Source organism: Chryseolinea sp. T2, from assembly GCF_037203685.1.
Classification (GTDB): Bacteria; Bacteroidota; Bacteroidia; order Cytophagales; family Cyclobacteriaceae; genus Chryseolinea.
This window is the reverse complement of the sequence record NZ_JBBCAU010000001.1, coordinates 702,965-727,359: the sequence shown is the minus strand read 5'-3', so window position 1 is coordinate 727,359 and position 24,395 is coordinate 702,965. Positions and strand designations below refer to the sequence as shown.

The following is a 24,395-nucleotide window of genomic DNA, read 5'->3' as shown; positions in this document are numbered from 1 at the left end:
AAATTGAACGGCGCACTGCCTGGGACGGGAGTTGATTTGGATGGAAAGACCTTCGCTAATATTTCAAGCGTGACGGACTGATTCCAAACTTCCGCTTGAAGGCAGTTGAGAAGTGATTGGCATTTCGGTACCCCACCATTGGTGATACCTCGTTTACATTCATGTTCTTATCCAGCAACAGAGTGCGGGCAAAGTCCATTCTGAGGTCATACAGGTATGATATCACAGGCGTTCCGAATAGTTCGCGAAAACCTGTCTTCAGCTTGTTCTGGTTGATGCCAAATTTGCGCGACAATGCAAGAAGTGAGTGCTCCTCAAGAAAGGTTGCGCGTAGATGATCTTTGATGGCGTAGAAAGTTTCCTGCTCGCGATGACTAACCGGACTCGTCTGGTGTTGTGCACCCATCATGGAAAATTGAAGGGCCATCAACTGATGAAGACTGCCTTCAAGCATAATGTCTCCCAGCGGTCCATCCAGTGGACAATCAAAAACATTCTGTATCACCTGATAGAATGCAGGGAGTGACACCGCGCCGCCCGAGTTTGCAAATTCACCCCTGATTACCTGCTCCTTAAAATCCCACAATGGCGTATTTCTCCCTGGAGAAACACTCATCAGCAGCTCATTCAAAAAGTAAGGCTCAACCTGAATATAATGGGACTTCATCACGTTGCCGGCCTTGAAACGGTGAGCTTCTTCTACACCGGGATTGTACGTCATGTGGTATTCTCCCTTCACGACATTGAACCAATCCCGATCCATGAATTTTACCGTCGCTACTTTGCTATGCATGACTGCAATTCCGTAGTGTGTTGGTTGCCCTGGTGGTGGGACCAGAGTTACATCATGATTCAAGACCGCGAAGGTTTCTCCTAGCGCAAAATGTTTGTGGACGACTGTATCCATACCAAATACTCCGAGTTCAGGATCGATGTTAAAATCGACGCGCTGTCGGGGCATGCCCTGGTTAAACGGCGAACCGACCACCGTGACCTTGTCGAGTTCAAGTTTGAGGGAAACGCTCATGCTGGTCCCATACGGACAAATGTTGGTCTGAGTTGCAATTAACGTCGGGAATCAGACGGGATGTCAGCTGGGTATCTGTAAGATAGCCCTGAAACGCATCAAATCCCACGTCCGTGCAAAGTAGTTCTTTTCGCGTAGGTGGAAATCCTTTCCGCGTACTATCAGGAAAAGCTGCATTGCGTTAAGCCACTCCAAAATGCAGTCATCATGAATAAGCGCGTCTTTCACAATCCTGTAATTGGCGACAGAGTTACCCTTTTGAAATCATCTGACGAGACGAATGGCGAAACAACATTAATGGAAATCATCGTCAATCCGGGAGGAGGGAACACTCTTCACCGTCATATTGACTACTCCGAAAAGTTCGAAGTACTGAACGGAGATCTTACGGTTACAGTGGGCGATCAACAAAGGTTGTTGCGCGATGGCGATACTGCTCTCGTCATGGCCAACACGATGCATTGTTTTAACAACCATACAAAGAAGCCGGTAAAGTTCCTCGCCGAAATTACGCCGGCACAGCCAGGTTTTGAAAAGGCCATTGCCATTGGCTACGGCTTAGCCACAGACGGACTAGTCGACAAGAACTCTATCCCAAAGAACATTCGTCACATGGCCGTTCTTGTTACGATGTCCGGGATCATTCCCTCCGGCGTTTTCAGATGGTTCATGCCGCTGCTGCGCCTGATTGCATCCAGATCACAACATGTCGAAAGCGAGCTGGTCCGGCGTTACTGCTGATCTCTCATATTCAACACGATTGTTCTTATCGACTGCTCATCACTTCCAGATTCCACTTCACTATCATACTACACGTTACTCCCAGACTAAACATCATCCCCATGCTAAAAAAGATCTTCAAAATTACCGGCATTGTTATCGCGGGTATTATTGCTCTTGCGGGCATTGCCTATCTCGTCATCTATATAAACATGAGCATGCGCATCGCTACAGCATATGATCATGTAAACGCCGAACCAATTCATGTGACCTACGATTCCGCATCGATAGCATTGGGGGCGCGTCTCGTCTCCACGCGTGTCTGCAATGAATGTCATGGATCAGATTTTGGCGGTCGTATAATGTTTGAAGACGGAATGATCGGAAGAATCGTATCGCGAAACATTACTCACGGCAAAGGCGGATTGCCTGATGACTTCACTGAGAGCGACTGGGTGATGGCCATCAAACACGGTCTCGATCGGAACAAGCAACCCTTGCTCTATATGCCGGCAAATGAATTCGCAGAGATGAGTGAGGGCGACATCGCAGCAATCATTGCTTACATGTCGACGATACCAAATGTGGACCGCGAAAACCCATCCGTCAAAGTAGGCCCTCTGGCCTATGTATTAGGAATGTTCGATGTCATTCCCGTGATTCCCACGGAGAAAATAGATCACACAAAATCCTTTGCTCAAGCCGTAACTCCAGCGGCAACACCCGAGTATGGGAAGTATCTCGCCGTAGTTTGTACGAACTGTCATGGTCCACAGCTAAAAGGCCGCGGACCAATGATACCAGGCGGATCGCCCATCCCCGATCTTACCGCTACCGGCAATCCCGGCAAGTGGTCACACGGTGATTTCATTAAGACGTTGCGAACAGGCATAAGACCAAACGGAGCAAAGCTCGCTGATGATATGCCCTGGAAGATGACGTTGTCTTTCTCTGAACAAGAGCTCACTGCGATTCACCTGTATGCGCAGTCTTTGAAATAGTATTGACGATCAATTTTCGATCAGTGTACTTTGTGCAAGGCAGCCTTCGGAGGCTGCCTTTGCTTTGTGAATGCAGCTACGATGAGATCGTAACAGATGCTTCGGTGGAGGAATGTTTATCGCAATACGTGGATGCGACATATCAGTTCATCCTGTCATACTCCTTTTGTCTTCTGGCAAGCTCTTCCTGTGTTGCCTGAAGCTCTTCCATATTCTGACGAAGTTCCTCTTCCCGCTGGCGCATTTCTTCTTCTCTGGTTGCCGCCTCACTGAGCATTCTCTTCATTTGGGCGGTATTGGTTGTAGAGTTGATAGCGGATGCCAGGAACTCACCAGCGCGCTGCAGGAACGATATCTGATAAGGAGCCAATTGATGGAACGTTGCCACCTCCAGTATCGCGACAACCTGAGAATCTGTCTTTAGAGGAACAATGGCCAAAGAGCTTGGCGTCGAGTCACCCAATCCGGATGTGATGCGCGTATAGCCCTGGGGTATCTGCTTCAGCATAATCGGTTCACCTTCGAGATATGCCTGTCCTACAATGCCTTCGCCAATGCCAATCGTCTTCTCAACAAACTTTCGCTTATCGAAGGCATAACAACCGGCCAGTTTCAGTGCAGGTACATCGCCTGATTGATCCAATACGAATAATGAACCTTGCTGTGCCTGTATATATTTGGTGAGAAAACTGATACACTTGATTGAAAGCTCTTCCGGGTTTTGCTGATGTGTTCTCACGATCTCGGAAAATTCAGCGAGACCTTCATTGGTCCAGTTCCGTTGCTCGTCTTCTTTCTTGATTTCCTTCAGTCTGTCTCTGAGATTGACAAGGTTTCCAGCCAGTGTTGAATTATTGATTTTGATGTTTTCAGACGTCATGCCTTTCCACTCCACCTCATAGTTTCCGGAAGCCACTGCCTGCACAAATGTACTGGCACTGCGAATGTTCTCTATCGATGTTTCATTTATGGCATCGTCGGATTTTGACTCCTTAGTGCCCGGATTGAATACAAACGTCACGTCCGTAGTCTCCACACGTTCAAGAACTTTCTTCCTTGCTGCTCTTTCCTTTTTAACTTTAGCCACGAAAACAAAAATCATTGGAAAGCCTATAACAAAAAAGGCGATCTGTAAGATGAGGTTGCTGCGAACAGCAAACTGATAATCTGCCTGTGATTCCCTGATGAGGTCGTCTTCAAACTTAAACAGCGGCACTTTAAAGGCGGAGTATCTTTCCCATAGTGCGGTGCCACGATCTTCCATTAACATGCTTACGAGCTTCTCATTCTCGTTCGACTTCGCAACGGCCATCATCTGATTACTGAACACGATATACTTATCCACTTCCTGTTTTACATCCTGCAGGCCGGCGCGTTCCGGATAGTTCTGCACCGCCAGCAATGAATCAACCTGACGGAATGTTCCAGCCGAGATGGCGATGGCTTCCTGGTATGGAGCGAGCAGCTTATCATACTTTGTAAGGCCATATCCGCGCACGCCGAGGTCCAGGCCGTGCACTGTCTTCACCAGAATATCCTGTGTCTTTTGCTTGAGCAAGTCACTTTGTTTCTGGATAACATGGTTACGTTCAATGATGATGTTGTTACGAATGGCAAACAACGTACTCGTAAGAAATGAAACTCCTAAGATGATTACGACGAGGTTTTCTGTAAAGAATTTTTTCATGGTCACTTACAAAGGCGCAGGGCTCAGGTTATTAATTATTGCACGACAATGTTTGAAGAGGTTACTCTGTCATCCAGACTTCGTGATATCTAAAAAAGCTTCCTTTAACGGAGGCGATTACACTAGTTTAAAAAAACGTATGCCTGGCACTCAGCTCAGTCTTTAAATCACACAACACACACCACCCGCGGGATGCGACGGCGCTGATTGGGAGAGGGGATTGACATTAAGAGTTTCTTTGCAAAACGTAGTACCGGCAAGTAACTATGTACGGCACGATTAAAAAGATAAAAATGCTCCGGGATCGATGGCGTGTTGGTTTTCGACCTTTATGTTCTGTACACGAACGGTATGACAGGACCTTTTTCGGTGCTTGCCCTGATGAGAACCGCGAATGAACATTATTCAATGAGATTGCAGGCTTGTACCCTGGCAGCGGCGTGATGTAATGAATTAATATTTCCTGAACGAATATTTCTCGACCCCTCGCCTTGTGCGCGCACAAGCATTTGATGATCCCGCCATGATGGCTGGACAGGTCTGGCGATCCTGCCTGCGGCTGGACAGGTCCCGCCTATGGCTGCACAGGCTTGTTGATCCCCTTTGTCTGGACAGGTTTATTGATTTGGCTGACTTCTCAGTTGTTGCGGTGACCTGGAGTGCCCATTCAGGCTATATCAACAAATCACACCCAATGAACTACCTGTCAGACACCAATAGGATACGGGTCTGATACGGGTCTGATACGGATGAGACACGGGTCTGATACGGATGAGATACCAGTCTAAGACGGATGAGAAAAGAATGGGTAAGAAGGTTGATAATGATCAGGACCGGCTTTGGCAGCAAGCCGGCAGTCGTGCAACAACAAGAATACCTTCCTATTGCGCAATCGACACGTTCGACACTTCGACGAACCCAACAAGGTCGGCGTGGCTCACGACAATCTTGTACCAACCTTCACGCTCGCCGATGATGATCAGGGGATCGCGATTAGTAACCTTGCCAACAACCTTGAACGACTCACCGGGTCCGCTATGAACTTCGAGACTTTGCAACGTCGTCGCTCCTGGTTTGAGTGACTTGGCAGACCATTCCACTTTGGTGTAATCCTCTTCGTCCTGCTGAGTAGATGCTGCGTGATGAGATGCATTCTTTTTGCAGACACCACACTTGCCACCATCATCCTTGCAATGGGCGCATGAAGAACAGTTCTTGCATGCCGTGCAATCAGATGAACCGACACATTTCGCTGCCGTTGTTGACTGAGGCATGCGACCTGCTGTCGATTGAGAAAGCCCCGGAGTGGCGTAAAAAAATAGAATGACGAGTACAGATGTAATAAGAAGGCCGTTTTTCATCGTTTCTTCAGTTTACTTGAGGATCCCGGAAAGTAAGTTCTGTTGGTATCGAAGGAGAGCGATGCGGCCTGCCGGCATGTGGGGAGGGCATGTGCGCCGTTCTCATCTACAACCTAACAGGCGAGCACCTATTTGTCCAGTGGCACGCTCCCTGCATCAAAAAAGCCGCGTAAGAAATATCCTCTATATTCACTGGCTGTTTACTATTTGGTGACGTCAACTTCAACTATGCGTTATATTCACCTTCTCTTCATCTGCATCATGACAACAACTTCATCATCCATACAAGCCCAGTCATCGGGAAAATATGCTCACGTGAACGGGCTGAAAATGTACTACGAAGTTCACGGGACAGGCTATCCGTTGGTCCTCATCCATGGAGGAGGTTCTACACTTCAAACTACATTCGGACGTATACTCCCCGGGTTGGCAAACTCGAATCAGGTGATTGCTGTGGAAATGCAGGCGCATGGACACACCTCCGATATCAATCGACCTATGACGTTCGAACAGGACGCTGACGATATCGCCGAACTTCTCAGGCAACTCAACATCAAAAAGGCCAACATCTTCGGATTCAGTAACGGCGCAAGTACAACGCTGTTCGTCGCGATGCGCCATCCTGAGCTTGTCAACAAGATTATTGTGGCATCCACCATGTATAATAAGGCTGGTACGTTTCCGGGATTCTGGGACATGATGAAACAGGCAACCTTCGAAGGAATGCCTCAGCCCTATAAGGACGCTTTCCTGGAGATCAATCCTGACAAGGATGCGCTATATGCGATGTATAACCGCGATGTCACCCGGATGCAGAACTTTAAAGACATACAACAATATGATATTGCAGCTATCACGGCTCCTGCTTTAGTCATGTGTGGCAACCAGGATGTTGTGACCGTTGAACATGCGGTGGAGATGTTTCGTACTATGAAAAATGCGCAGCTGGCGATCTTCCCGGGAGGTCATGGCGACTACATTGGTGAGCTCACTACTTTGAAGCCGGGGAATGCTGGCGGACTGGTGGCTCTGCCGGTAATTGAAACATTTCTTTCCTTGTGAGGATAGCCATGACGTTGACGATGCCCGTGGTAAGCAATCGATTCTTCCCATGCATGCCGCATTGATCAAATATCCATTTCTCCTGGAAATTCCAGATGCAATACTGGCCAGGATCGATCTCAACGTTCTTCATATTCCGACGGGCAGCGAGCAGGAATTGATTACAGGGCTTTCATCCAATCTTATGAAGAATATCGTAGTGTACAAAGAAGGCGCTGTCAGCACAGGCGTTCACCTTTGCAGGGTGCTTCGATCCGCATCAATCACTCAGGAACAGCTCGAAGCAATAAACGCAGTGGAGAATCTATTTAAAGAAGGACAGATTGTGGTTGCGTACGACAACCCATTGGTGATTGAATGCTAATTGACTTTATGCGGCATACTTCTCACCTATCATTCGAACTTCCAGAGAAGCGTCAACACCCTTGAGAGTAAGATGGGCAGATTCACTTTCTGATGGCTGTTGCTTAAGCAACTCAAAGGCCACTGATGAAACAAGGAAATTGTTGTTAAGCTGTTTGGTCGCACCCTGCAGACGCGCAGCAATGTTCACCGCATGGCCCATCACGAGCAAATGCTCATAGCCATTCAAAGAGATCTTTCCGGTAGCCACTTTTCCGACATGAATGCCAATACCGACTTCAATCTTTCTGCCTATCTGAGATTCGCCGGACGCATTGAGGACTGCAAGCTGTCGCATGATAGAAGACCCCGCGCGGACCGCGTCATCAACCGCCCTTCCGATATCTCCATCAAACCCGAAAGCAGCATAAAATCCGTCACCTGTTGTCTCAATAATTCTACCATGATTGTTTCGGACGAGACGCTGGAAGGTAGACAGAAGCTTTCCAATCAGATGCAACACATCCGAAGGCCTGAATTGCCCTGTAAGGGGCGTAAAATTCCTGATGTCCACAAACATCAGTGCCATTTCCTGTTCCGGCTCAGCGGGTTGATTCCAGAGATCCCAGGCCTGAGACTGGATCTGATTTGTCTTCTTCCTGCCCCTGATGGCGGGTTTGGGCGACATAAAGAGTGGTAGCTGCATGGCTGTTCGCGTTTTGATTGTACTAATTAACGATAGCCTTGTGTCAGCCCTATGTCAGCAGGAAAAGTGAAAGGATAGGAATGTTGATTTTTTCGTACAGAAAAGGGTCAGGCAGGGCCTTGATCCTGGCAGCAAATCGTTTAAGACGGACGGATCATGTTACTTGCCGGCGTCAAAGAATCCTTCCTTAACTGAAGAGGTAAGATAATCGCGTGCCTCTGTACTGAGGGAGCCGTTTCCCCTCTTCCTGAAGATCTTTACGTCGGCGTCAACTACCTCCAGCTTCTCATCGTTCACGATGTTCATCACGGCATCATAGAAGCCGATGATGAAAAGACCGCCCGGGTTGAGCGCCTCATAAAACTTATCGAGAAGGCGTCGCTTCGCCGGGACATCAAAATAGATCATGACGTTGCGACAAAAGATCACATCAAACCCATTCTGAAAGGTGTCGGTGATAAGGTTGTGATACCTGAACTCGACATGCTTCACCAGGTCGCGGTGCATCTGAACCTGCGTCGAGTCAATTTCAGTGTAGTAAGTTGAAAAATCGCGATAGCTTGTTACCTGTTTATACGCGGCCGCGTTCTCGCTCGTCTTGATCTTATGATACACGCCAGCCTGGGCTTCACGTACCGCTGCGTCGTTGAAATCTGTGGCCAACGCAGTAGCTATGTGCTGGAGCTTCATCTCCTGTAACAAAACACCCAGGCTGTATACCTCTTCTCCTGTTGAGCACCCGGCATGCCACACTTTCATCGTCGAACGATGGCGGAACTCATTTGCCAGACGCTTCTTCAGCGCCACCCACAACTCCGGATCGCGAAACATTGAAGTCATCCCTACACTGACTTCACTCAGAAATGGTTTTACGAAGTCAGGCTCCTGCAGCAACTTCATCCACAACGCATAGGAATTGGGAAGATTGTAAAGGCTCATTACGCGCAACATGCGGCGTCGCAATGATTTGGGTTCGTAACAGGTGAAGTCTATTCCGTATCGCTTAAGAATACTTTGACAGAGGGAATTCATCTCCTCATTCGTCAGCTCCAAATTGTCCATCGTCCCTCCTGTTCTAAATCTCCACGCACAAATCAAGCGACCAGTGATATCTGATCCTTCGTCTGTCTGATAAGAATTAAGATGATCTTGTTTATTGTCCCATCGAGACCCCTGCTTACCGAAAAGCTGACCTCGAATGGCGCGACGTCTTCCTGCAAAGCCATTGGAACGTTCAGCTGTATAGAGTCCGATCGAAGAACCTGCTCGCGTTGCATGGACCATTGTTTATGGCCGCTGGGGGCCAGAAAGTCCTCGATTGCCTTTGACTTCAATTGAATTCTGCTGATGCCGAAGAGCTTCATTGCCTTTTCGTTCGCAGTCTTACAACGGAACTCTGCATTGAACTCGATAACGGGGAAAGTGGCCTTGAGAGCTGTAACCATGCCTCCGAGATCGTTAAGCTTCTCCTTCTCCTGAGTGGTGAACTGAGCGAGCATCAATATTCGCTGCGGCACATCGCCTTCAACGATAATGGGATTGAACGTTCCCGTAAGCCACATCTCTTTCCCGCTGTGGTCACGCATCTTAAACTCACCGGAGAAAAACTTCCCAAGTCTCAGATTCTCCCACATCAGGTTGATGGAAGGATCATCACCAGTGAAAGAGTTAATTGATTTACCGTGAACAGCATGTTCATCATAGCCGAGCACTTTGAGAAATATCTCGTTAGCATTGATGAGCTTTCCGTCCATCGTGAAGTTGGCTGTTGCCAGTGTACCGTCGATGGCATTGATGGTGCCCGATAACTCCGCCTGCTTGCGCGACATTTCCTGTTGGGTGGCGCTGATCGTCTCCAGGTGATGTTGCAATTCGTTCTCACGGCTTTGCAGCCTATCGGCAAGTACGTTCGATTCGGCAAGAAGCTTCTCCGTGTGAACAACATTCTGCAGGGCGGCCACTTCCGATGCAATACTCTTGCTGACTTCACGAACGAAGTCTACCTGATGTGGTTGAAGCGACTCGAATGCCACGAGTTCAACTGCACCGTAGAATTCGCCGTCAAACATCAAAGGAACGATGACTACGTTTCTTGGTGTGGATTCGCCCAGCCCTGACGTTATCGAAGTATAGTTGCGTGGAATGTCGGTGAGAAACATCACTTCGTGCTCGAGCATGCACTGCCCGAGCAAACCTGATCCGAGCGCTATGCGCGATTCAATCATTCTCTTCTTGTTGTATGCGTAGCAAGCCAGAAGATCAAGACAACGATTTCCCTCATCGTCCTTTGCCTCAATGTAAATTCCTCCCTGATTGATGTCGAGATACTTCACCAGCTCGCTGATGATGCGGCTGCCATACTGTTTGATCTCCTCTTTTGTTCTGAGAACTTCAGCAAACTTTGCTAGTCCTTGTGTTACCCAGTTCCTCTTTGTCTCTTCATCCTTGACGCGCTGCAGCTCTGTATGGATTGAAAGAATAGCTCCGTCTATGGCATCTTCCGAGTTGAGGTCATCGAACGAAGAAAGCTTTTCGGGGTGTGCCAGGCTGGCAATTAGTTCTGCCGACCTCTCAAACTTCTTGGAGATGGCGGCATGGTTTGATGTAAGGAGACCGAGACCCGTTCCCTGTATCTTAATATCCTTCTTTGCAGTTTCCAGAATTCGTTGTGACTCCAGGGCCAGCTTTCGAAGGACACGCAACCAGAGGATCATCAAAACCGCTCCGATTAAACCGGTCGTCACAATTCCTGAAAGAACAATAGCGCGCTCAAGGTCCAAAGCCACTGCAGCAATGGACAGCAACACAACGGTGATGAAAAGATAACTCAGTATTGATAACGGTCTGGCCATGGGCTTAGGGTACTAAACCTTATACCGGGATTGCATCAAAAATTCTATTACTCAGACTCCAGACGAACTGCGGATGAATGGTATCCCGATCGTCGAACTTGAATGACGTGTTGCAAAAGATAACGCTTGTGCTGGAGTCGCTTCCCAGTTCCTTTGACACAAAGCTTCTGAGATCGTGCGCAGGCAAACGTACCAGGGCAGGTACGTCGCCGTAAATTTCAATGGAAAGTGAATTCGCCATCTCGGAGATTACTGAAGCCGAAATGATGTTGTCGATTTCCATGAGAAACGCTTCGTTGAGCGCTTCGTTCGATAAACGCAAGTTCACTGCTTTGAATATCTCCTGGCTTTCTGCCTCATTGAAAATCAGGAAGCTCTTCCCTGAGACGTCACCGATGATTTGCGTAACCAGTACATACAGATGTCCTGCCTCCTCGGCAAATGCGTTCCAGCTGCTGCCTGCCTGGATCTTTACAGAGTTACACTTCGTCACCTTCACATTCTTGTTGACGAGAGTCGAGAATGAACGAGCGGCCCGCTCAAATCCGGCACCCATAATCTGCATCAACCTTTCTTCTCTATTCAGCGTGGCCATATTATTAATTCAAATGAAATGCTTTTGCTGCGCGCTGTTGTGCGGCATTGTTAAAAATGATTCCCAGAACGAAGGGCACATTCAGCACCAGGCACACGTTACCACTTCCAAGGATTGTATATCCACTTATATGTTTCACGCGATCTACCGGCCGCGTCAGTGGCTTTTCAACTATCTCTTTCTGTTGTAGAAGCTTATCTACAACGAACCCAACGGTGCGGTTGTTAAATGAAACAACAACAACGTGAAGGCTGGCAGAATCGGGAACCCTCTGAAGTGACGAAACTGCCATGTTTGATCCTGTATGAGTATTCAGTTCAAGAATGTCCGAAAGAAAGGTGATCGCGATGTTCTTCCCTAAATGATTTGCGACGAGGCCACCTCCCGCGCGATGAATGTCCGACTTGGCAACTGAAATAACGGACTGAGTATATGCAAGCGGAATTGCATACACGGACTCACCCAGCTCAAATAGCAACGATGACTTTACTGCCATCGATGCAGGCAGCGTAAGTTGTATCACCATACCGGCACCGTCGGTACTCATGAGTTTTATAAGTCCGCCGATCGAGTCCAGAGTCTTCTTCACCACATCCATTCCAACGCCGCGTCCTGCGATAGCGGTAACACGCTCCATAGTCGAAAATCCGGGCTCGAAGATGAGCATGCCCAGCTCGTCCTTGCTAAGTGAATCCGCCTCCGACGCTGATAGCAGTCCCTTAGCAATTGCCTTTTCCTTTATCTTCTGATAATTCAATCCCCGACCGTCGTCGCTTATTTCAATGACAACGGAGTCCGTTTCACCGCGTGCGCTTAGGGTCACCGTTCCTTCAGATTGCTTACCTGCAGCTTTCCGTTCTTCGGGAGTTTCTATTCCGTGACCCACGCAATTACGGATCAGGTGAATCAGCGAATCGCCGATTACCTGAAGAACATTTCTGTCTATTTCAGTATCCGTTCCTTCAAGCTTGAGTACTACGTCTTTTCCTTCTATGGTGGCGGCATCACGAACGACACGATGAAACTTATTGAAGAGAAATCCTACCTGCACGAGACGGACATCCATTACCGAGTACTGCAGATCTGCGCTGATGCGACTTAGTCGCGCAAACTCGTTGTTGCCGCGACGGCCGCTTGCTGAACTCATGGCGAGGATGCGGTCCTTCTCGATCATCAGTTCACCCACAAGTGTCAGCAGGTTGTCAAGCTTTCGGACGGGAACCTGCACCAGATCCGAGAAGGCCAGCTTCTCAGCCTGCTCGGGTTCATTCACCCGCTGTCCAGCATTTGATGTTTCGTTGTCGTCAATACCAGCTTCGCTGAAAGATGCTTTTTCTGCATCACGATGATGGATCGAAGCAGTCACGGGCTGCGCCTTTGTCCGCTTCAGATACACCTCGAGCTTTGTCTTGATGCCTTTATACTTTACTTCGCTGTTGTCGCGGATCGCCTGAATCAGATTGCCCAGTGCATCCACAGCTTTGAACAGCATGGCAAACAGTGACTCATCCATGAGTACACGCCCGTCACGCATCTCGCCAAACAGGTCTTCCAGTACATGCGACATCTCTGCAATGCCTGAATAGCCCATACCCAGGGCGTTGCCTTTGAGCGTGTGGGTAATTCTGAAAAGTGCGTGAACAGTCTCCTTATCCCCCGCGTGTTTCTCGAGGTGTGTGATCAGCCTGTTTACCTCCTCAAAATTATCGAGGGCCTCCGCCAGGAATATCTCCTTATATTCGTCGTCTCGGTTTGCCATGTTTAAATTCCTTTGAAGGCTACAAACAGCTTACAATAAAACCTGGTATTTCGTTTAGACTTACTATCTGTCTTACAGCACCCATCTCACTGGCAACGCGTGGCATACCGTAGACAACAGATGAATCTTCATCCTGTGCAATAGTATAGCCGCCGGATTCCCTTATCTTCTTCAAACCAACGGCACCGTCCTTTCCCATGCCGGTGAGCAGAACACCGATAGCGCGTCTTCCAAAAGTCTCTGACGCGGATTCAAACACGCTGTCAATAGAAGGGTAATTGAATTCGCGATATTTTCTCTGAGTGAAAACAATTATCGGCGAACCCGTTGCAATATTCCTTTCTATCAGAATATTCGTTTCGCCCGGCGCCACATACACATTTCCACCTTTCAATGATTCGCCTTTGGAAGCAAGCTTCACCGGAATAGTGTTGGTTTCATTCAGGCGCGCTGTGAATGATTCAATGAATCGCGTTGGCATATGCTGCACCACGACGACGGGTACCTGAAGATTGCGTGGCAGATTAGTAACAATGTGTTCGATAGCTGCCGGACCTCCAGTTGAAGCACCGATAACAACAATGTCATAGTTAATGGATTCAATGCTGTGCTGGTGATTGTTAGCACGCTTGGTTACACGCGACTTCAGGTGACTGATATCAGCGCGTGATGCTTCTTTGATCAGACTGAGCAGTCGCTCGCCGTGTAGTTCATTAGTCCTGTAGTCTGCCGGCTTGTCCACAAACTCGAATGCACCGCCTTTAAGTGCATCGAACACCCTGGTATCTGTTTTCTCCAATGAACTCAGGAGTATGATGGGTACCGGTTGCTTCTCCATCAGCGAGTTTACAACGTATACGCCATCGTAATCAGACATAACGACATCCGTGACCACTACATCCGGACGCAGATTCAGGGCGAGTTGTTCTCCCTCGCGTCCGTTCTTGGCTATGCCGACCAGCTCAATTTCGTTGTCACGACGAATGACATCGCCAATCAGCTTTCTCATGAAGGCGGAATCGTCGATCAACACTGTTCTGATACGGGATGGCATTCTCGTTACTAAGCTTTGTTAACAGCTTCTACGAGTTGATCATTGGTAAAGGGCTTTACGATATAAGCCCTGGCTCCTAGCCGAAGTCCTTCGTTGACCACGGATTCCTGTCCAACGGCACTGATCATAACCACTTTTGATTTCAAACCTTCGTCCTGATAAACTTTCAGGATGTCCGTTCCAATCATGTCGGGCAATATGTTGTCCAGCGTGATGAGATCGGGTTGTAGTTCAAACGCAAGGTCGATTGCTTCCTCGCCATTAGCGGCCTGGCCCACGACATTATATCCGCCACTTTCGAGGGCGTCTTTAATGAGGGTTCGCATGTACAGCGAATCATCAACAATCAATACACTCTTTGCCATGTTTGCTCTGTATTATTTGTTTCAAAAAATTGTTCCTGTCCTGTCGCCAGCGCGTCTCACGGTAAGCGTTCCTGTAGCTGTTTCAAATTGCGCCGTGCGGCTCACTGTTCCGCCCACATCAGTCGCAGCAATGAAAATGTTGCGCATGTGCAAGTGCTGCATCACTGATCTGACATTCCGTGCTCCTGTGCTGGTTGTTCCGAGAGTGTTTGCACCTCCAACCATCTTCGCTGACAATCCGGTCAGCGAACTTCCCTGTTGCTGAAAGCGTCGAAAAAGTTCCTCGATGGCCGCATCGGCACAATACCAGCCACGTGTGTCCGGCCCTTTCTCGGCATCAGGAAGAAGGATATGTGCAGCACCGGTCAGCCCCAACTGACGATCATTGAGAAACAACCCGATGCACGATCCCAATCCAAAGCAATTGTATTGAGCGCGTCCCTGGTGAGTAACTACCTGACCGATGTTGATTGTGTATACCTTCATAGTATCTAACGTATGCCCTAGGCAGCGATGTGGGCCTTCTTCATCGAGACTACCGCATCATAATCCACCACCTTGAATATGTCAACGAGGATGATCAATCGGTTGCCGGACTTCACGATTCCTTTTATATAACCACTGTCTGTTTGCCCGTCACCAACAATACCGGCGTTCGTGTCGATCTCAGCTGAATTCACCGTGATGGTATTAGGAACATCTGAAACCAGCAGGCCCATTCGCATCTCCTCGCTTTCCACCACTAATGTGTAGCGGCCGCCCTTTTCGAGTATGACCCGCTCAAGGTTAAAACGCTCTTCGAGATCCAGTATGGCAATCACATTTCCACGAACGTTGGCCACGCCTCTTATATACGAAGCTGACTGTGGCATGCGGGTAATGTTGGGAGTGATGACAACCTCCTTGATATGATCGATCTGCATCCCATATTCCTCGTTGCCTAGCTTGAAGACTACGATCTGCATTCCTTTGCCGGTCTTAATCGTCTCAGACTTTTCTTCTTTAGCCATTGGAGCGCTTACGTTTAGTTCTTTCTGAGTTTAAATTGCTGAAGCCCCGACTGCAACTGGGCAGCTACAGCGGAGAGTTCGTCTCCCGCCTTCGCGATTTCCAACATGCCATTGCTCATCTGCTGGCTGGAACTTGCAACTTCCTGGGTACCCGCAGCAGTTTCCTCCGACACAACAACGATCTGCTCGAAGTTCTTCACCACGATTCCGATACTGTCCTTTTGAGTAAGCGTGGCGGTTTGAATTTCCTGTGATGCTGTGAACGTCTCTTCGCTAGACCTGGCAATCTCCTGGAATATCAGCTCCGCTTCAACACTTGACTTATTTCCTTCTTTCACGCTTACCTCCATGCCCTCTATTGCTTTGCCCGCCGCCTGGGTATCACGTTGTACATCGCTGATGATCTTTTCAATCTCAACTGCCGAACGGCGTGAATCCTCAGCAAGCTTTCTTATCTCTTCGGCCACTACGGCGAAGCCACGACCCGCATCACCAGCACGCGCAGCCTCTATCGCCGCATTCAATGCGAGCAGGTTCGTCTGGCTGGCAATGTCCGTGATCACATTAAGCGTTCTGCCGATCTCTTCAGTGCGTCTGGTAAGTACCTGAATTGATTGCGCAGTCTGTCCGGCGGATTCCTTGATACCAGTCATGTTATTAACCAGAACCTTAACCGTCTTCATGCCCTGCGTTGAGCTATCACGTCCACGCTCGGCAGTCTTATTAATAAAGTTGGCCTTCTTTTCCATGTCGTTTGAAGACGACATTACGTGGTTGATCAGCTTCGAAGACTCATCCGTCTTTGACGCCTGGTCCTGCGCACCTTTAGCCATCTGTGAAATAGCAGATGCCACTTCGTTGGTATTGCGCTTCATATCGTCAGCCTTCTTCTGAAGAAGGTCTGATGACTTAGCCACGACAGAAGATCCCTGGCTGATGTTCATCAACACACCATTGAGGTTGTCAAGTGTCTTGTTGACCTCAGCAGTCAATCCATTGTTGTCTACAAAAGTGTCGCAGCGTTGACTCAGGTCGCCCTTCGACATAGCTTTGATGACACGGATTACTTCTGTCATATCCAGCGCGTACTTAACAACCTTGTAAGGTTTGCCGTCGCCGTCCTTTATCGGGTTATACGATGCCTGAATGTAAATCTCCTGACCGCGTTTATTGATACGAGTATAAGTACCCACGAAAAACTCCCCACGATTCAGAGTATCCCAGAAATTCTTGTACTCCATTCCACGTGAATATTCCTCCTGAACAAACATACGGTGATGCTTGCCTTTGATCTCCGCCAACGAATAACCCAACGTCTTTAAGAAGTTGTCATTGGCAGTGATGATCGTGCCATCCATATTGAACTCAATCACCGCATTGGAACGCCCGATTGCTTCAAGCTGTCCCTGGGAATCAATGTTCTTCAGTTTCTGATCGGTAACGTCAGTGGCATACTTAACAACCTTGAATGGTTTGCCACTCAAATCCAGAATTGGATTGTACGACGCCTGTATATAGACTTCTTTGCCACCCTTGCCAATTCGCTTGAATTCATCCGAAAGGTACTCACCGCGATTAAGCCTGCTCCAGAACTCGCGATAAGTGAAGCTGCGTCCGTACTCAGGATCTACAAACATGCTATGATGCTGACCCTGTATTTCAGCAAGCGAATAATTCATCGTCTTCAGGAAGTTGTCGTTGGCGCGAATGATCGTGCCATCCATATTGAACTCGATGACCGCCTGTGATTTGCTTATCGCCTCGATCTGTCCACGATAATCGACGAGCATGAGTTGCTCTTCCTCAGACTTGCTCTTTCCGTTGGACGACGAACCATGTTGTGTGCCGTTGCCCTTGTCCTGGTACAGGTTCTTATTCATTTGCTTAACTTTTTTGCGTTGGATTGATTTGCCGGTTGCAGCTTCTGATGCAGACAACTCCTGAATCAGAGTTGGATTTGCCGGTTGATGTTCATTCATTCAGTTTAAATAATAACCGTATCAACGGTGTTTTAAAAAATTGCACGCGCAATGCGCGAGGCAGTATGTAAAACTACAATGAGCTTCAAACCTCCACCATACCGTAACGACTGTATTTTAATCTACTCGTGACTACGGATACGCATTACGTAGAAATACCTATCGCCTGTGTCAGCGCTTATCAGTCGTCGATGAAATTGTGATGAAAGCGGTACGCAATTGTCGCTTCATCGGAAAACGGTTGATACTAAACATTGAGGAATAAATCTTCTTTGCGTTTAAACTTCGTTTGCTCAGCAATACGAGTATCGGCCAGTATTTTTTGTATACCGGCAGGAAATTGAGATGCTCTAAAATGACCGGTTAAATCAGACCGAGTTGGTCCACCTTCTTGACGAGCTCAATGGCATTCTTCACGCCAACCTTTTTCATGAGATTTGCGCGATGTGTCTCCACTGTACGCGCGCTGATAAACAAGCGATCAGCCATTTCCTGGTTCGTTAACCCTTCGCTGATCAGCTGTACAATCTCCACTTCCCGCGCTGTCAGTCGAATATCGCTATCGGTTGCTTTCTTACGGGAATTACCTGAGTAATGCTTCAGTATTGACTTTTGCACTTCACTGCTGAAATAACAGTCACCGCGAAGCACAGTTTGAACGGCCTCTTCCAGCTGGTCGCCAGTTTCACTTTTAACAACGTATCCGCGCACACCGTGCTCCAGGCACTTACTGATGTAATCGTCGTCATTATACATCGACAGGATGATGATCTTTGCATCACTGTTGCCCGTGAGAATGTGCTTGGCCACCTCCATCCCATTTACCTCCGGCATCGAGATATCCAGGATCATCAAATCAGGCCTAAGATCGTGAAAGTGTTGAATTGCTTCACGGCCATTTACAGATTCGCCCACAACGTTCCATTGTGAATTTCTGGACAGCAAACTCCTTACCCCCTGCCTGATCATTGCGTGATCATCAGCAATCAAAATCTCAACCTTACACATATACAACTGCTCTTGAATTGGGTACTTCGACGGTCACCAGTGTTCCACGATGATCATCACTTTCGATATTAAACTGACCGCCCATGATTTCAGCACGGTCACGCATGTTATTCAACCCGTTGCCTCCGCCACTGCTAAATGATGGCGACACGGAAGACATTCCTCGGCCATCATCCTCAACCGTAAGCCGGATCAACTCGCGCGACACATTCAGCTGAACGCTCACATTTTTTGCTCTTGCATGCTTCAACGAATTATTAAGCGCCTCCTGAGTAATCCGGAAGAAGTTAACCTTATTCGATTGATTCATCGGGATGGCCACACCGTGTGCCTGAAAATCAATCCGGATATTTGACGACTTCATCACGGTTGCGCATAGCGTTCGCAGGCACGTTGCCAGATCAAAGTCACGCAATTTTGATGGAAGCAAATTCTCTGAGATGCGTACTGATTCCAGTATGGCTTCGTCCAGTAGTTGCAACAGACTTTGTGCTGCAATCGGATCCTGAACAATGACACGCGTGTTCATTTTGATTGCGTTGAGCATCTGCCCGAGACCGTCGTGGAGATCCATTGCAATCCTTCCCCGTTCCTGTTCCTGACCTTCGATAACGGCAGCCTTACGATTCAGCTCAGCCAGCTTACGCAAGTTGTCTTTTTGTATTTTGTCCGAGACATTCTTGAAGACGATGATCAATCCGGTAAAGTTGCCGTGTGAATCAAGCATAGGACTCAGACTGCTTTCACCAATTGGAAGTGCATTCCCGGTCTTGCAAACAAGCAACAAGTCATCCGGCATTCTGCTTAGATTGCCCATCCCCAAGGGACACTGAATGGGATTGATATTGATTTGCTTCGCTGATGAACTTTTACAGCTCAGAATTTCAGCCGCTGTCCTGGCAATGACTTCCTGCGTCGTCCATCCCGTCATTCGAAGCGCGGCAGGATTCATGTACGTGATTCTGCAATCGCGATCAACTGTAACGACGGCGTCGCTAATTGAGCTCACGGTAGAAAAATATTTCTCTTCACTCCGACGCAACTGAAGCTCAATGTCGTGCTTGTATAATGCCATCTCAATCACGGCAATCACTTCACGTGCTTCAAAAGGCTTGGTCAGATATCCGTAAGCTTCACTTACTTTCGCTCGATCTATCGTTTGTCTGTCGGTGAGACCTGTAAGAAATACCGATGGTATATTGTATTTCTTTTTGATGAATGACGCGGTTTCAATACCGTCGATTTGCCCATTGATTACGATGTCCATGAGCACCAGATCCGGTCTTGTCGATTCTACAAAAGCAATGGCCTTCTCTCCCGAGTCACACGATCCTATCACCGCGTATCCATCAAGTTCCAGTGTTTGCTTTAATGAAAAGACCGCCAACGCAGAATCCTCCACAATAAGAATCGAAGCCTTCGCCATTATCTCTCGCTAACAATTATTGCCACGTGGTACGAGTATGTAGTACTTTCTCCCCAATCATGCAGGGGAAACAACGATTGTGGGTTACGCATCAAACTTACATTGTTGCCGGTGGAGCGGAGAATTCAAAATTGACGAGACGACACCCAAGTAATAAATTTTTGAGACTAACACTATTTCACTTCAAGACTTGGGGAAATAAAGAAACGTTCGAATCGTTAACCCCCCGAAAACAGGGGAGCCCCGCAGTGCGGGGCTCTTGCCTTGCAAATAGAAAATGAGAGGGAAATCGGCTGTGTAATCGTTAGCTAAGTATTTTCACGGAGTCAACTTTCTCCGAGACGAAATCGGTGGCATCATACACGTAGCCAGCAACCAGACGTAATGTATCGTACTTGCTGAACTCGGCTGCAAGTTTCATGACATTGAGTTTATACGTAGGGTCTTTAGCAATCATCTCAACTGCCGCTTTGATCTGAATTGAATCTGGCGTTTCCGTCTTTAGATCGATTCCAAGTTTAAAGTAACCGACACGCGCCGTGATCTCGAGTTTACCTTCATGTACGCCTCCAACGACCATGGGCGCACCGTGCTTAATGCCAAGCATTACTCCACCATATCCGCCATTGGTGATAAACACGTTGGTAAAAGGCAACACGTGTTCGAATGGAATATAGTCTTCTATAACGACATTGGTATATGGAAAGCGGTCGCGCAGTTCTCTCGTCTTTGAACCGCCGGTGGTAACAATAACCAAAGTGCGAGTCCCCTTGTAGGCTTCGATCACAGGAACAATGAGTTTCTCCGGATCCTTCTCGATCGTGCCCTGCGTTACAAGTATTGTCCTGCTGTATCGCTTAGATCTTTCGCGCAAGTCAGACTGCGGCTGTCTTCCTTTAGCCAATGGAAGTAGCGGGCCTATGAATCGAATGTTCTTACCAAGGTCACTCCTGTTGTATTCGAAACCAGGTGTACCACTTTGCAGCATAAATGTGGAAGAACGTATCAGATAGTCCATCGTATTACCCTTGACCATGAGACCATATCCTGCAAGAATGTCACGAAAAAGTTTGTGTGACTTGCTGAAGAGAACATTATCGGTAAGCCATCTGAAATAATCCTGCTTCAATCTACCCAACCTTGTCGTGGAAGGTGTCATGCCAAGACCGGCCGGACCAAGGTCCTTTGAAGTTTCAACCAAAGGCATCACTCCTATTGATATTACAGGCTTCTTTAGTATTTGACTTACGAGTGGAATAGCCGTGAACATCACATCGGCAATCAATACATCAAACGAAAATGACGCGTTGATTTCCGAAATGTCTGCAAAGAATTCAGGAGCTCTGCGGAGAAAGGAATGTTCAAGGTCAAAGTTCAGGCGTTTGATCTGGTTCGTATAACGCAGTCTTTCGGCAAATACCAGGTCCATGTTCTCCTGGTTATATTGTACAGCGCGCTTAAACGGATAGTGATGAATACCCATGCGTGCGAGCTTGTCGGCATAGTAGTCCTGAGTATACCAGCGAACGTCATGTCCCTGAGCTTTCAGATAAGAGGCGATACCAGTGAGCGGATTGAAATGACCATCGGCCGGAATGCAGGCCAGTAGTATTTTGAGGGGTTGCATTGTTGTGATTGTAATCTTTAATCCGTTTAACGTCAATGCGCATGAATGGACGTTCACGTATGTTAAGAAAGAAACCAGCCCAAACTTTGGCAACAGTCAGGTCGTGGAATAAACGTGGTGTTGGATGCTATTGAATAGCGCTAAGCGGCGCAGTCGATAGAGGTCTGCGATATGTTCTTACGAATACGGCTCAGCGATTGTGGTTTAATGCCGAGGTATGAAGCAATATCACGCTGCGAAGCGCGGAGAAGAATATGCGGATAAGTAGTGAGCATTTTCAAATAGCGAACTTCCGCTTCAACGTTTTTTGTTTCGAAGCATTCCTGTACGAGCTCCGAGTTTCGTCTTTCCTGCGCCACCATCATGAGGCGTGCAAATGATTTGCAGTTGTCGAAGAGGGAAAGGTAATGTTCTTTGTCGAGGCGACCGATAATCGTGTCTTCCATGGCCTGCAGGGAAGTGTGCGATGGCTCATTGTAAAAAATGCCACGTATATCACCGAAGCAGGAATCTTCAAAGTTAAAACCGACGACCGTTTCTTCGCGGGTATTCTTGTCAGCAATGAACTGTCGTAAGCAACCCTTAAACACGTAACCACCAAACGTGGGTATTGATCCTTGTTTAAAAACGAACTCGTTCTTTCTGATCACCGAGTACCTGGAACAGGAGACGACCATGTCGAAATCCTCTCTCGAGAATGGTGTCATGGCGTTGTAGTGACACCAAACACGGTCGTATGCTTCTTTCTCGTTGATCATGCCTGGAATAGTGGCTAATACGAGGATAACAATCGTTTGGTTACGCCCCAGGATAAATTACGGTCTCAATGGGAATTGCGGCTAAACAGCAAACTGGGTTAGATGATGATTTAAATGTTTATAGAAATAGTTATTCCATTCGGGCAATGTAAGCTTTCCGAAGGAATGCGATTCACGTCCCTCAAAAAATGCCTCCCCATTCTTCTCCGTTCGAATGATATAATCAGTTAAGCGGCCCTTCTCTCTCTCAAAATCACGCTGATCAGTGATCACAAAGGCCGGAGCCGTACGGGCATTGCGGGGATAGGGTTTGTTTCCGACAACCGTATCCTTGGCCACCAAAGTGATGAGGAAACGCATGAATGCATTGGGTCGCTTGTGCTTGTCTTCATACACCATTTCGTACATCACGCAAAGATGGGCAAGCATCTGACTTGCATTCATCTTACCCCATTGCGGACGGGTTTCGGGTGTCAGCTTATTGATGCGTACGATGAGCTCCCGGGTCGTATCTGGCGAAAAGATGTTTGTAGTCATAATCTAGAATTATCGGGGCAATGGTTTCAGATACGCGTTCCAGTGTACAAAGTTACGCAGCAATTTATACCGCGGAGGGCCGGCAATTGCAGCTGCGTCAAATGGACCGAATACTACTTCGGATGCGCCGAACGCCATTCCCTGCCAGGTATCAAAGCCTGGAACTTCTCGATGTTCCCCTGGTCCTGTAACGTCACATAGACCGTCTTCCCATCGGGTCCGCCAAAGGCCAGGTTCGTTGGGCTTTTACCTGTCAGTGCAACCTCATAAAGAACCTTTCCCTGAGGGCTTAATATGGCAACTGTGCCTTTGCCATAACGTGCGATATATAGGTTTCCGGCTTCATCACACCTCATGCCGTCCATTCCAAAGTCGGGGAACGTGATCAGGATGCGTTTGTTGGAAATGCTTCCATCGGGTGCAAGGTCGTACGCCCAGACGTTCCGTTGGGCAGATTCGTTTACATACAGTGTTTTGTTATCCGGACTTACTTCGACACCATTGCTTGTGCCCATGCTGTCTTCAAGCAAGGTGACTTTACCATCAGTATCAATACGCCACAAGTTGCCTGTATTCTCCTTCCAGTTAGGATCACTTGCATAGAGGCGGTTTTGATCATCGATGGCGATGTCATTCGGTTGATTCATTTTGTCCTCGTGAGCAAAAACTGAGATTGCGCGGGAGCCCATATCGACTTTGAGTATGTTGTGCTTTGGATAATCGGCAATGAACATTTCTCCTTTGGTGCTGAACCGTATTCCGTTACCCACGCTACCTTCTGGAAGCGTAACAAATAATGATGGCTTCTCCTGAGCATCCAGCATGCCAATAGTCCCCTCACTGGCAAAGTTTACGGCATATAAAATACCGTTGGCATCCACAGCAGGACCTTCAACTCCAGCGGTAAAGGTCTTTTGAGGAACAATTACAGTAGATGACTTGACTGTGTCTTGAGATGATGTCTCTGATTTCTGCTCCCCGGGCTTGCAGCCCGTGATCATGGCAACAAAGCAAAGCGGAGTGATCTGAAGGAGTAGTTTCTGATAATGCATAGGTGGGTGTAATGATCTGTTTTGATCATTAAAACTACATACACCTTCCGTACTTACATAAGAATTGGCTCCGGATTCGGATTCATGGTCGCATTACCGGATCGTCGGTATTGCTATACGCCCAGGACATATCCACTGCCCGGCGGGTCGATGTCGCGTTTGATGGTAAGTTGTCCTCCCACGCTTCTGCATACGAATATGTTTATCGGGCGGTTATCCATCTTGTTACGGTTCCTGTGAAGAACCAATTCCCATCGTTTCAGTTTGCGCCCAAGCTTACGTTGGGCTACCAGATGATGGATCAATTCACCGGAGTTGCAGAATCTTGCGAAACCCCTGTCGTCTATATATGAGCATTCCATGGGAATAGAGGTTGTGAATAAAATGACAAAGCTTGTGCCACCAACAATTTTGTCCCCGGAAGGGCTGATTCGACCCCTATTGGGGCCGTAGTATCCCTTTAGTTG

Annotated in this window: 24 protein-coding genes; 4 read left to right on the top strand and 20 right to left on the bottom strand. The window is 47.9% G+C overall.

The genetic code is table 11. The annotated features are described in order from the left end of the window. Positions 1–55: 55 nt before the first annotated feature. The gene (locus WBG78_RS03120; protein ID WP_337324905.1) at positions 56–1,027 is read right to left on the bottom strand and encodes a helix-turn-helix transcriptional regulator; all 972 of its coding nucleotides are present in this window, start codon (positions 1,025–1,027) and stop codon (positions 56–58) included. 207 nt (positions 1,028–1,234) lie between these two features. Here WBG78_RS03120 and WBG78_RS03115 point away from each other — a divergent pair, with 207 nt between their 5' ends. Continuing rightward, positions 1,235–1,768: a cupin domain-containing protein gene (locus tag WBG78_RS03115; protein ID WP_337324904.1), complete on the top strand. Its 534-nt coding sequence runs from the start codon at positions 1,235–1,237 to the stop codon at positions 1,766–1,768. 101 nt (positions 1,769–1,869) lie between these two features. Continuing rightward, positions 1,870–2,748, top strand: a complete 879-nt coding sequence (locus WBG78_RS03110) for a c-type cytochrome (RefSeq protein ID WP_337324903.1) — start codon at positions 1,870–1,872, stop codon at positions 2,746–2,748. Positions 2,749–2,890: 142 nt separating this feature from the next. Here the strand turns inward: WBG78_RS03110 and WBG78_RS03105 are convergent, their stop codons facing one another. Together WBG78_RS03105 and WBG78_RS03100 are read right to left on the bottom strand one after the other, a co-directional pair. Beyond that, complete coding sequence (locus WBG78_RS03105) at positions 2,891–4,435, bottom strand: GAF domain-containing protein (protein WP_337324902.1); 1,545 nt, start codon at positions 4,433–4,435, stop codon at positions 2,891–2,893. Between the two features lie 881 nt (positions 4,436–5,316). Next, complete coding sequence (locus WBG78_RS03100; RefSeq protein WP_337324901.1) at positions 5,317–5,796, bottom strand: SH3 domain-containing protein; 480 nt, start codon at positions 5,794–5,796, stop codon at positions 5,317–5,319. Positions 5,797–6,024: 228 nt separating this feature from the next. On the opposite strand from WBG78_RS03100, the gene WBG78_RS03095 reads away from it, so the two are divergent. Continuing rightward, complete coding sequence (locus WBG78_RS03095; protein WP_337324900.1) at positions 6,025–6,858, top strand: alpha/beta fold hydrolase; 834 nt, start codon at positions 6,025–6,027, stop codon at positions 6,856–6,858. Positions 6,859–6,907: 49 nt separating this feature from the next. Next, positions 6,908–7,222: a hypothetical protein gene (locus tag WBG78_RS03090; RefSeq protein WP_337324899.1), complete on the top strand. Its 315-nt coding sequence runs from the start codon at positions 6,908–6,910 to the stop codon at positions 7,220–7,222. 6 nt (positions 7,223–7,228) lie between these two features. Here WBG78_RS03090 and WBG78_RS03085 read toward each other — a convergent pair whose 3' ends face one another. The 17 genes from WBG78_RS03085 to WBG78_RS03005 all read right to left on the bottom strand — a co-directional run bounded on the left by WBG78_RS03085 (position 7,229) and on the right by WBG78_RS03005 (position 24,290). After that, positions 7,229–7,906 carry an adenylate/guanylate cyclase domain-containing protein gene (locus WBG78_RS03085; RefSeq protein WP_337324898.1) on the bottom strand — a complete coding sequence of 226 codons (678 nt, stop codon included), beginning with the start codon at positions 7,904–7,906 and terminating at the stop codon, positions 7,229–7,231. Positions 7,907–8,065: 159 nt separating this feature from the next. Further along, the gene (locus WBG78_RS03080) at positions 8,066–8,968 is read right to left on the bottom strand and encodes a CheR family methyltransferase (protein WP_337324897.1); all 903 of its coding nucleotides are present in this window, start codon (positions 8,966–8,968) and stop codon (positions 8,066–8,068) included. 32 nt (positions 8,969–9,000) lie between these two features. After that, complete coding sequence (locus WBG78_RS03075; RefSeq protein ID WP_337324896.1) at positions 9,001–10,758, bottom strand: PAS domain-containing protein; 1,758 nt, start codon at positions 10,756–10,758, stop codon at positions 9,001–9,003. Between the two features lie 19 nt (positions 10,759–10,777). Continuing rightward, positions 10,778–11,353: a chemotaxis protein CheC gene (locus WBG78_RS03070; RefSeq protein ID WP_337324895.1), complete on the bottom strand. Its 576-nt coding sequence runs from the start codon at positions 11,351–11,353 to the stop codon at positions 10,778–10,780. A 4-nt stretch (positions 11,354–11,357) separates the two neighbouring features. After that, positions 11,358–13,112, bottom strand: a complete 1,755-nt coding sequence (locus tag WBG78_RS03065) for a chemotaxis protein CheA (RefSeq protein WP_337324894.1) — start codon at positions 13,110–13,112, stop codon at positions 11,358–11,360. A gap of 19 nt (positions 13,113–13,131) precedes the next feature. Beyond that, complete coding sequence (gene cheB, locus WBG78_RS03060; RefSeq protein WP_337324893.1) at positions 13,132–14,166, bottom strand: chemotaxis-specific protein-glutamate methyltransferase CheB; 1,035 nt, start codon at positions 14,164–14,166, stop codon at positions 13,132–13,134. 8 nt (positions 14,167–14,174) lie between these two features. Continuing rightward, the gene (locus tag WBG78_RS03055; protein WP_337324892.1) at positions 14,175–14,531 is read right to left on the bottom strand and encodes a response regulator; all 357 of its coding nucleotides are present in this window, start codon (positions 14,529–14,531) and stop codon (positions 14,175–14,177) included. 21 nt (positions 14,532–14,552) lie between these two features. Further along, positions 14,553–15,017 (bottom strand): chemotaxis protein CheD, encoded by a 465-nt coding sequence (locus WBG78_RS03050; protein WP_337324891.1) that lies wholly within the window; start codon positions 15,015–15,017, stop codon positions 14,553–14,555. Between the two features lie 17 nt (positions 15,018–15,034). After that, entirely contained in the window at positions 15,035–15,541 is a 507-nt protein-coding gene (locus tag WBG78_RS03045) for a chemotaxis protein CheW (protein WP_337324890.1), read from the bottom strand. Between the two features lie 14 nt (positions 15,542–15,555). Continuing rightward, the gene (locus WBG78_RS03040) at positions 15,556–17,520 is read right to left on the bottom strand and encodes a methyl-accepting chemotaxis protein (RefSeq protein WP_337324889.1); all 1,965 of its coding nucleotides are present in this window, start codon (positions 17,518–17,520) and stop codon (positions 15,556–15,558) included. Between the two features lie 363 nt (positions 17,521–17,883). Further along, positions 17,884–18,528, bottom strand: coding sequence for a response regulator transcription factor (locus WBG78_RS03035; RefSeq protein WP_337324888.1), 645 nt, complete (start codon positions 18,526–18,528; stop codon positions 17,884–17,886). Next, positions 18,521–19,954 (bottom strand): response regulator, encoded by a 1,434-nt coding sequence (locus tag WBG78_RS03030; RefSeq protein WP_337324887.1) that lies wholly within the window; start codon positions 19,952–19,954, stop codon positions 18,521–18,523. Before WBG78_RS03030 ends, WBG78_RS03035 begins: the two co-directional genes overlap by 8 nt. A gap of 304 nt (positions 19,955–20,258) precedes the next feature. After that, positions 20,259–21,581 (bottom strand): glycosyltransferase, encoded by a 1,323-nt coding sequence (locus WBG78_RS03025; RefSeq protein WP_337324886.1) that lies wholly within the window; start codon positions 21,579–21,581, stop codon positions 20,259–20,261. Between the two features lie 140 nt (positions 21,582–21,721). After that, positions 21,722–22,339, bottom strand: coding sequence for a Crp/Fnr family transcriptional regulator (locus WBG78_RS03020; protein ID WP_337324885.1), 618 nt, complete (start codon positions 22,337–22,339; stop codon positions 21,722–21,724). A gap of 81 nt (positions 22,340–22,420) precedes the next feature. Continuing rightward, a complete protein-coding gene (locus tag WBG78_RS03015; RefSeq protein ID WP_337324884.1) occupies positions 22,421–22,876 on the bottom strand; it encodes a DUF1569 domain-containing protein in 456 nt (151 codons plus the stop codon). 113 nt (positions 22,877–22,989) lie between these two features. Further along, a complete protein-coding gene (locus tag WBG78_RS03010) occupies positions 22,990–23,928 on the bottom strand; it encodes an SMP-30/gluconolactonase/LRE family protein (protein ID WP_337324883.1) in 939 nt (312 codons plus the stop codon). A gap of 113 nt (positions 23,929–24,041) precedes the next feature. Further along, positions 24,042–24,290: a hypothetical protein gene (locus WBG78_RS03005; protein ID WP_337324882.1), complete on the bottom strand. Its 249-nt coding sequence runs from the start codon at positions 24,288–24,290 to the stop codon at positions 24,042–24,044. Positions 24,291–24,395: the final 105 nt, after the last annotated feature.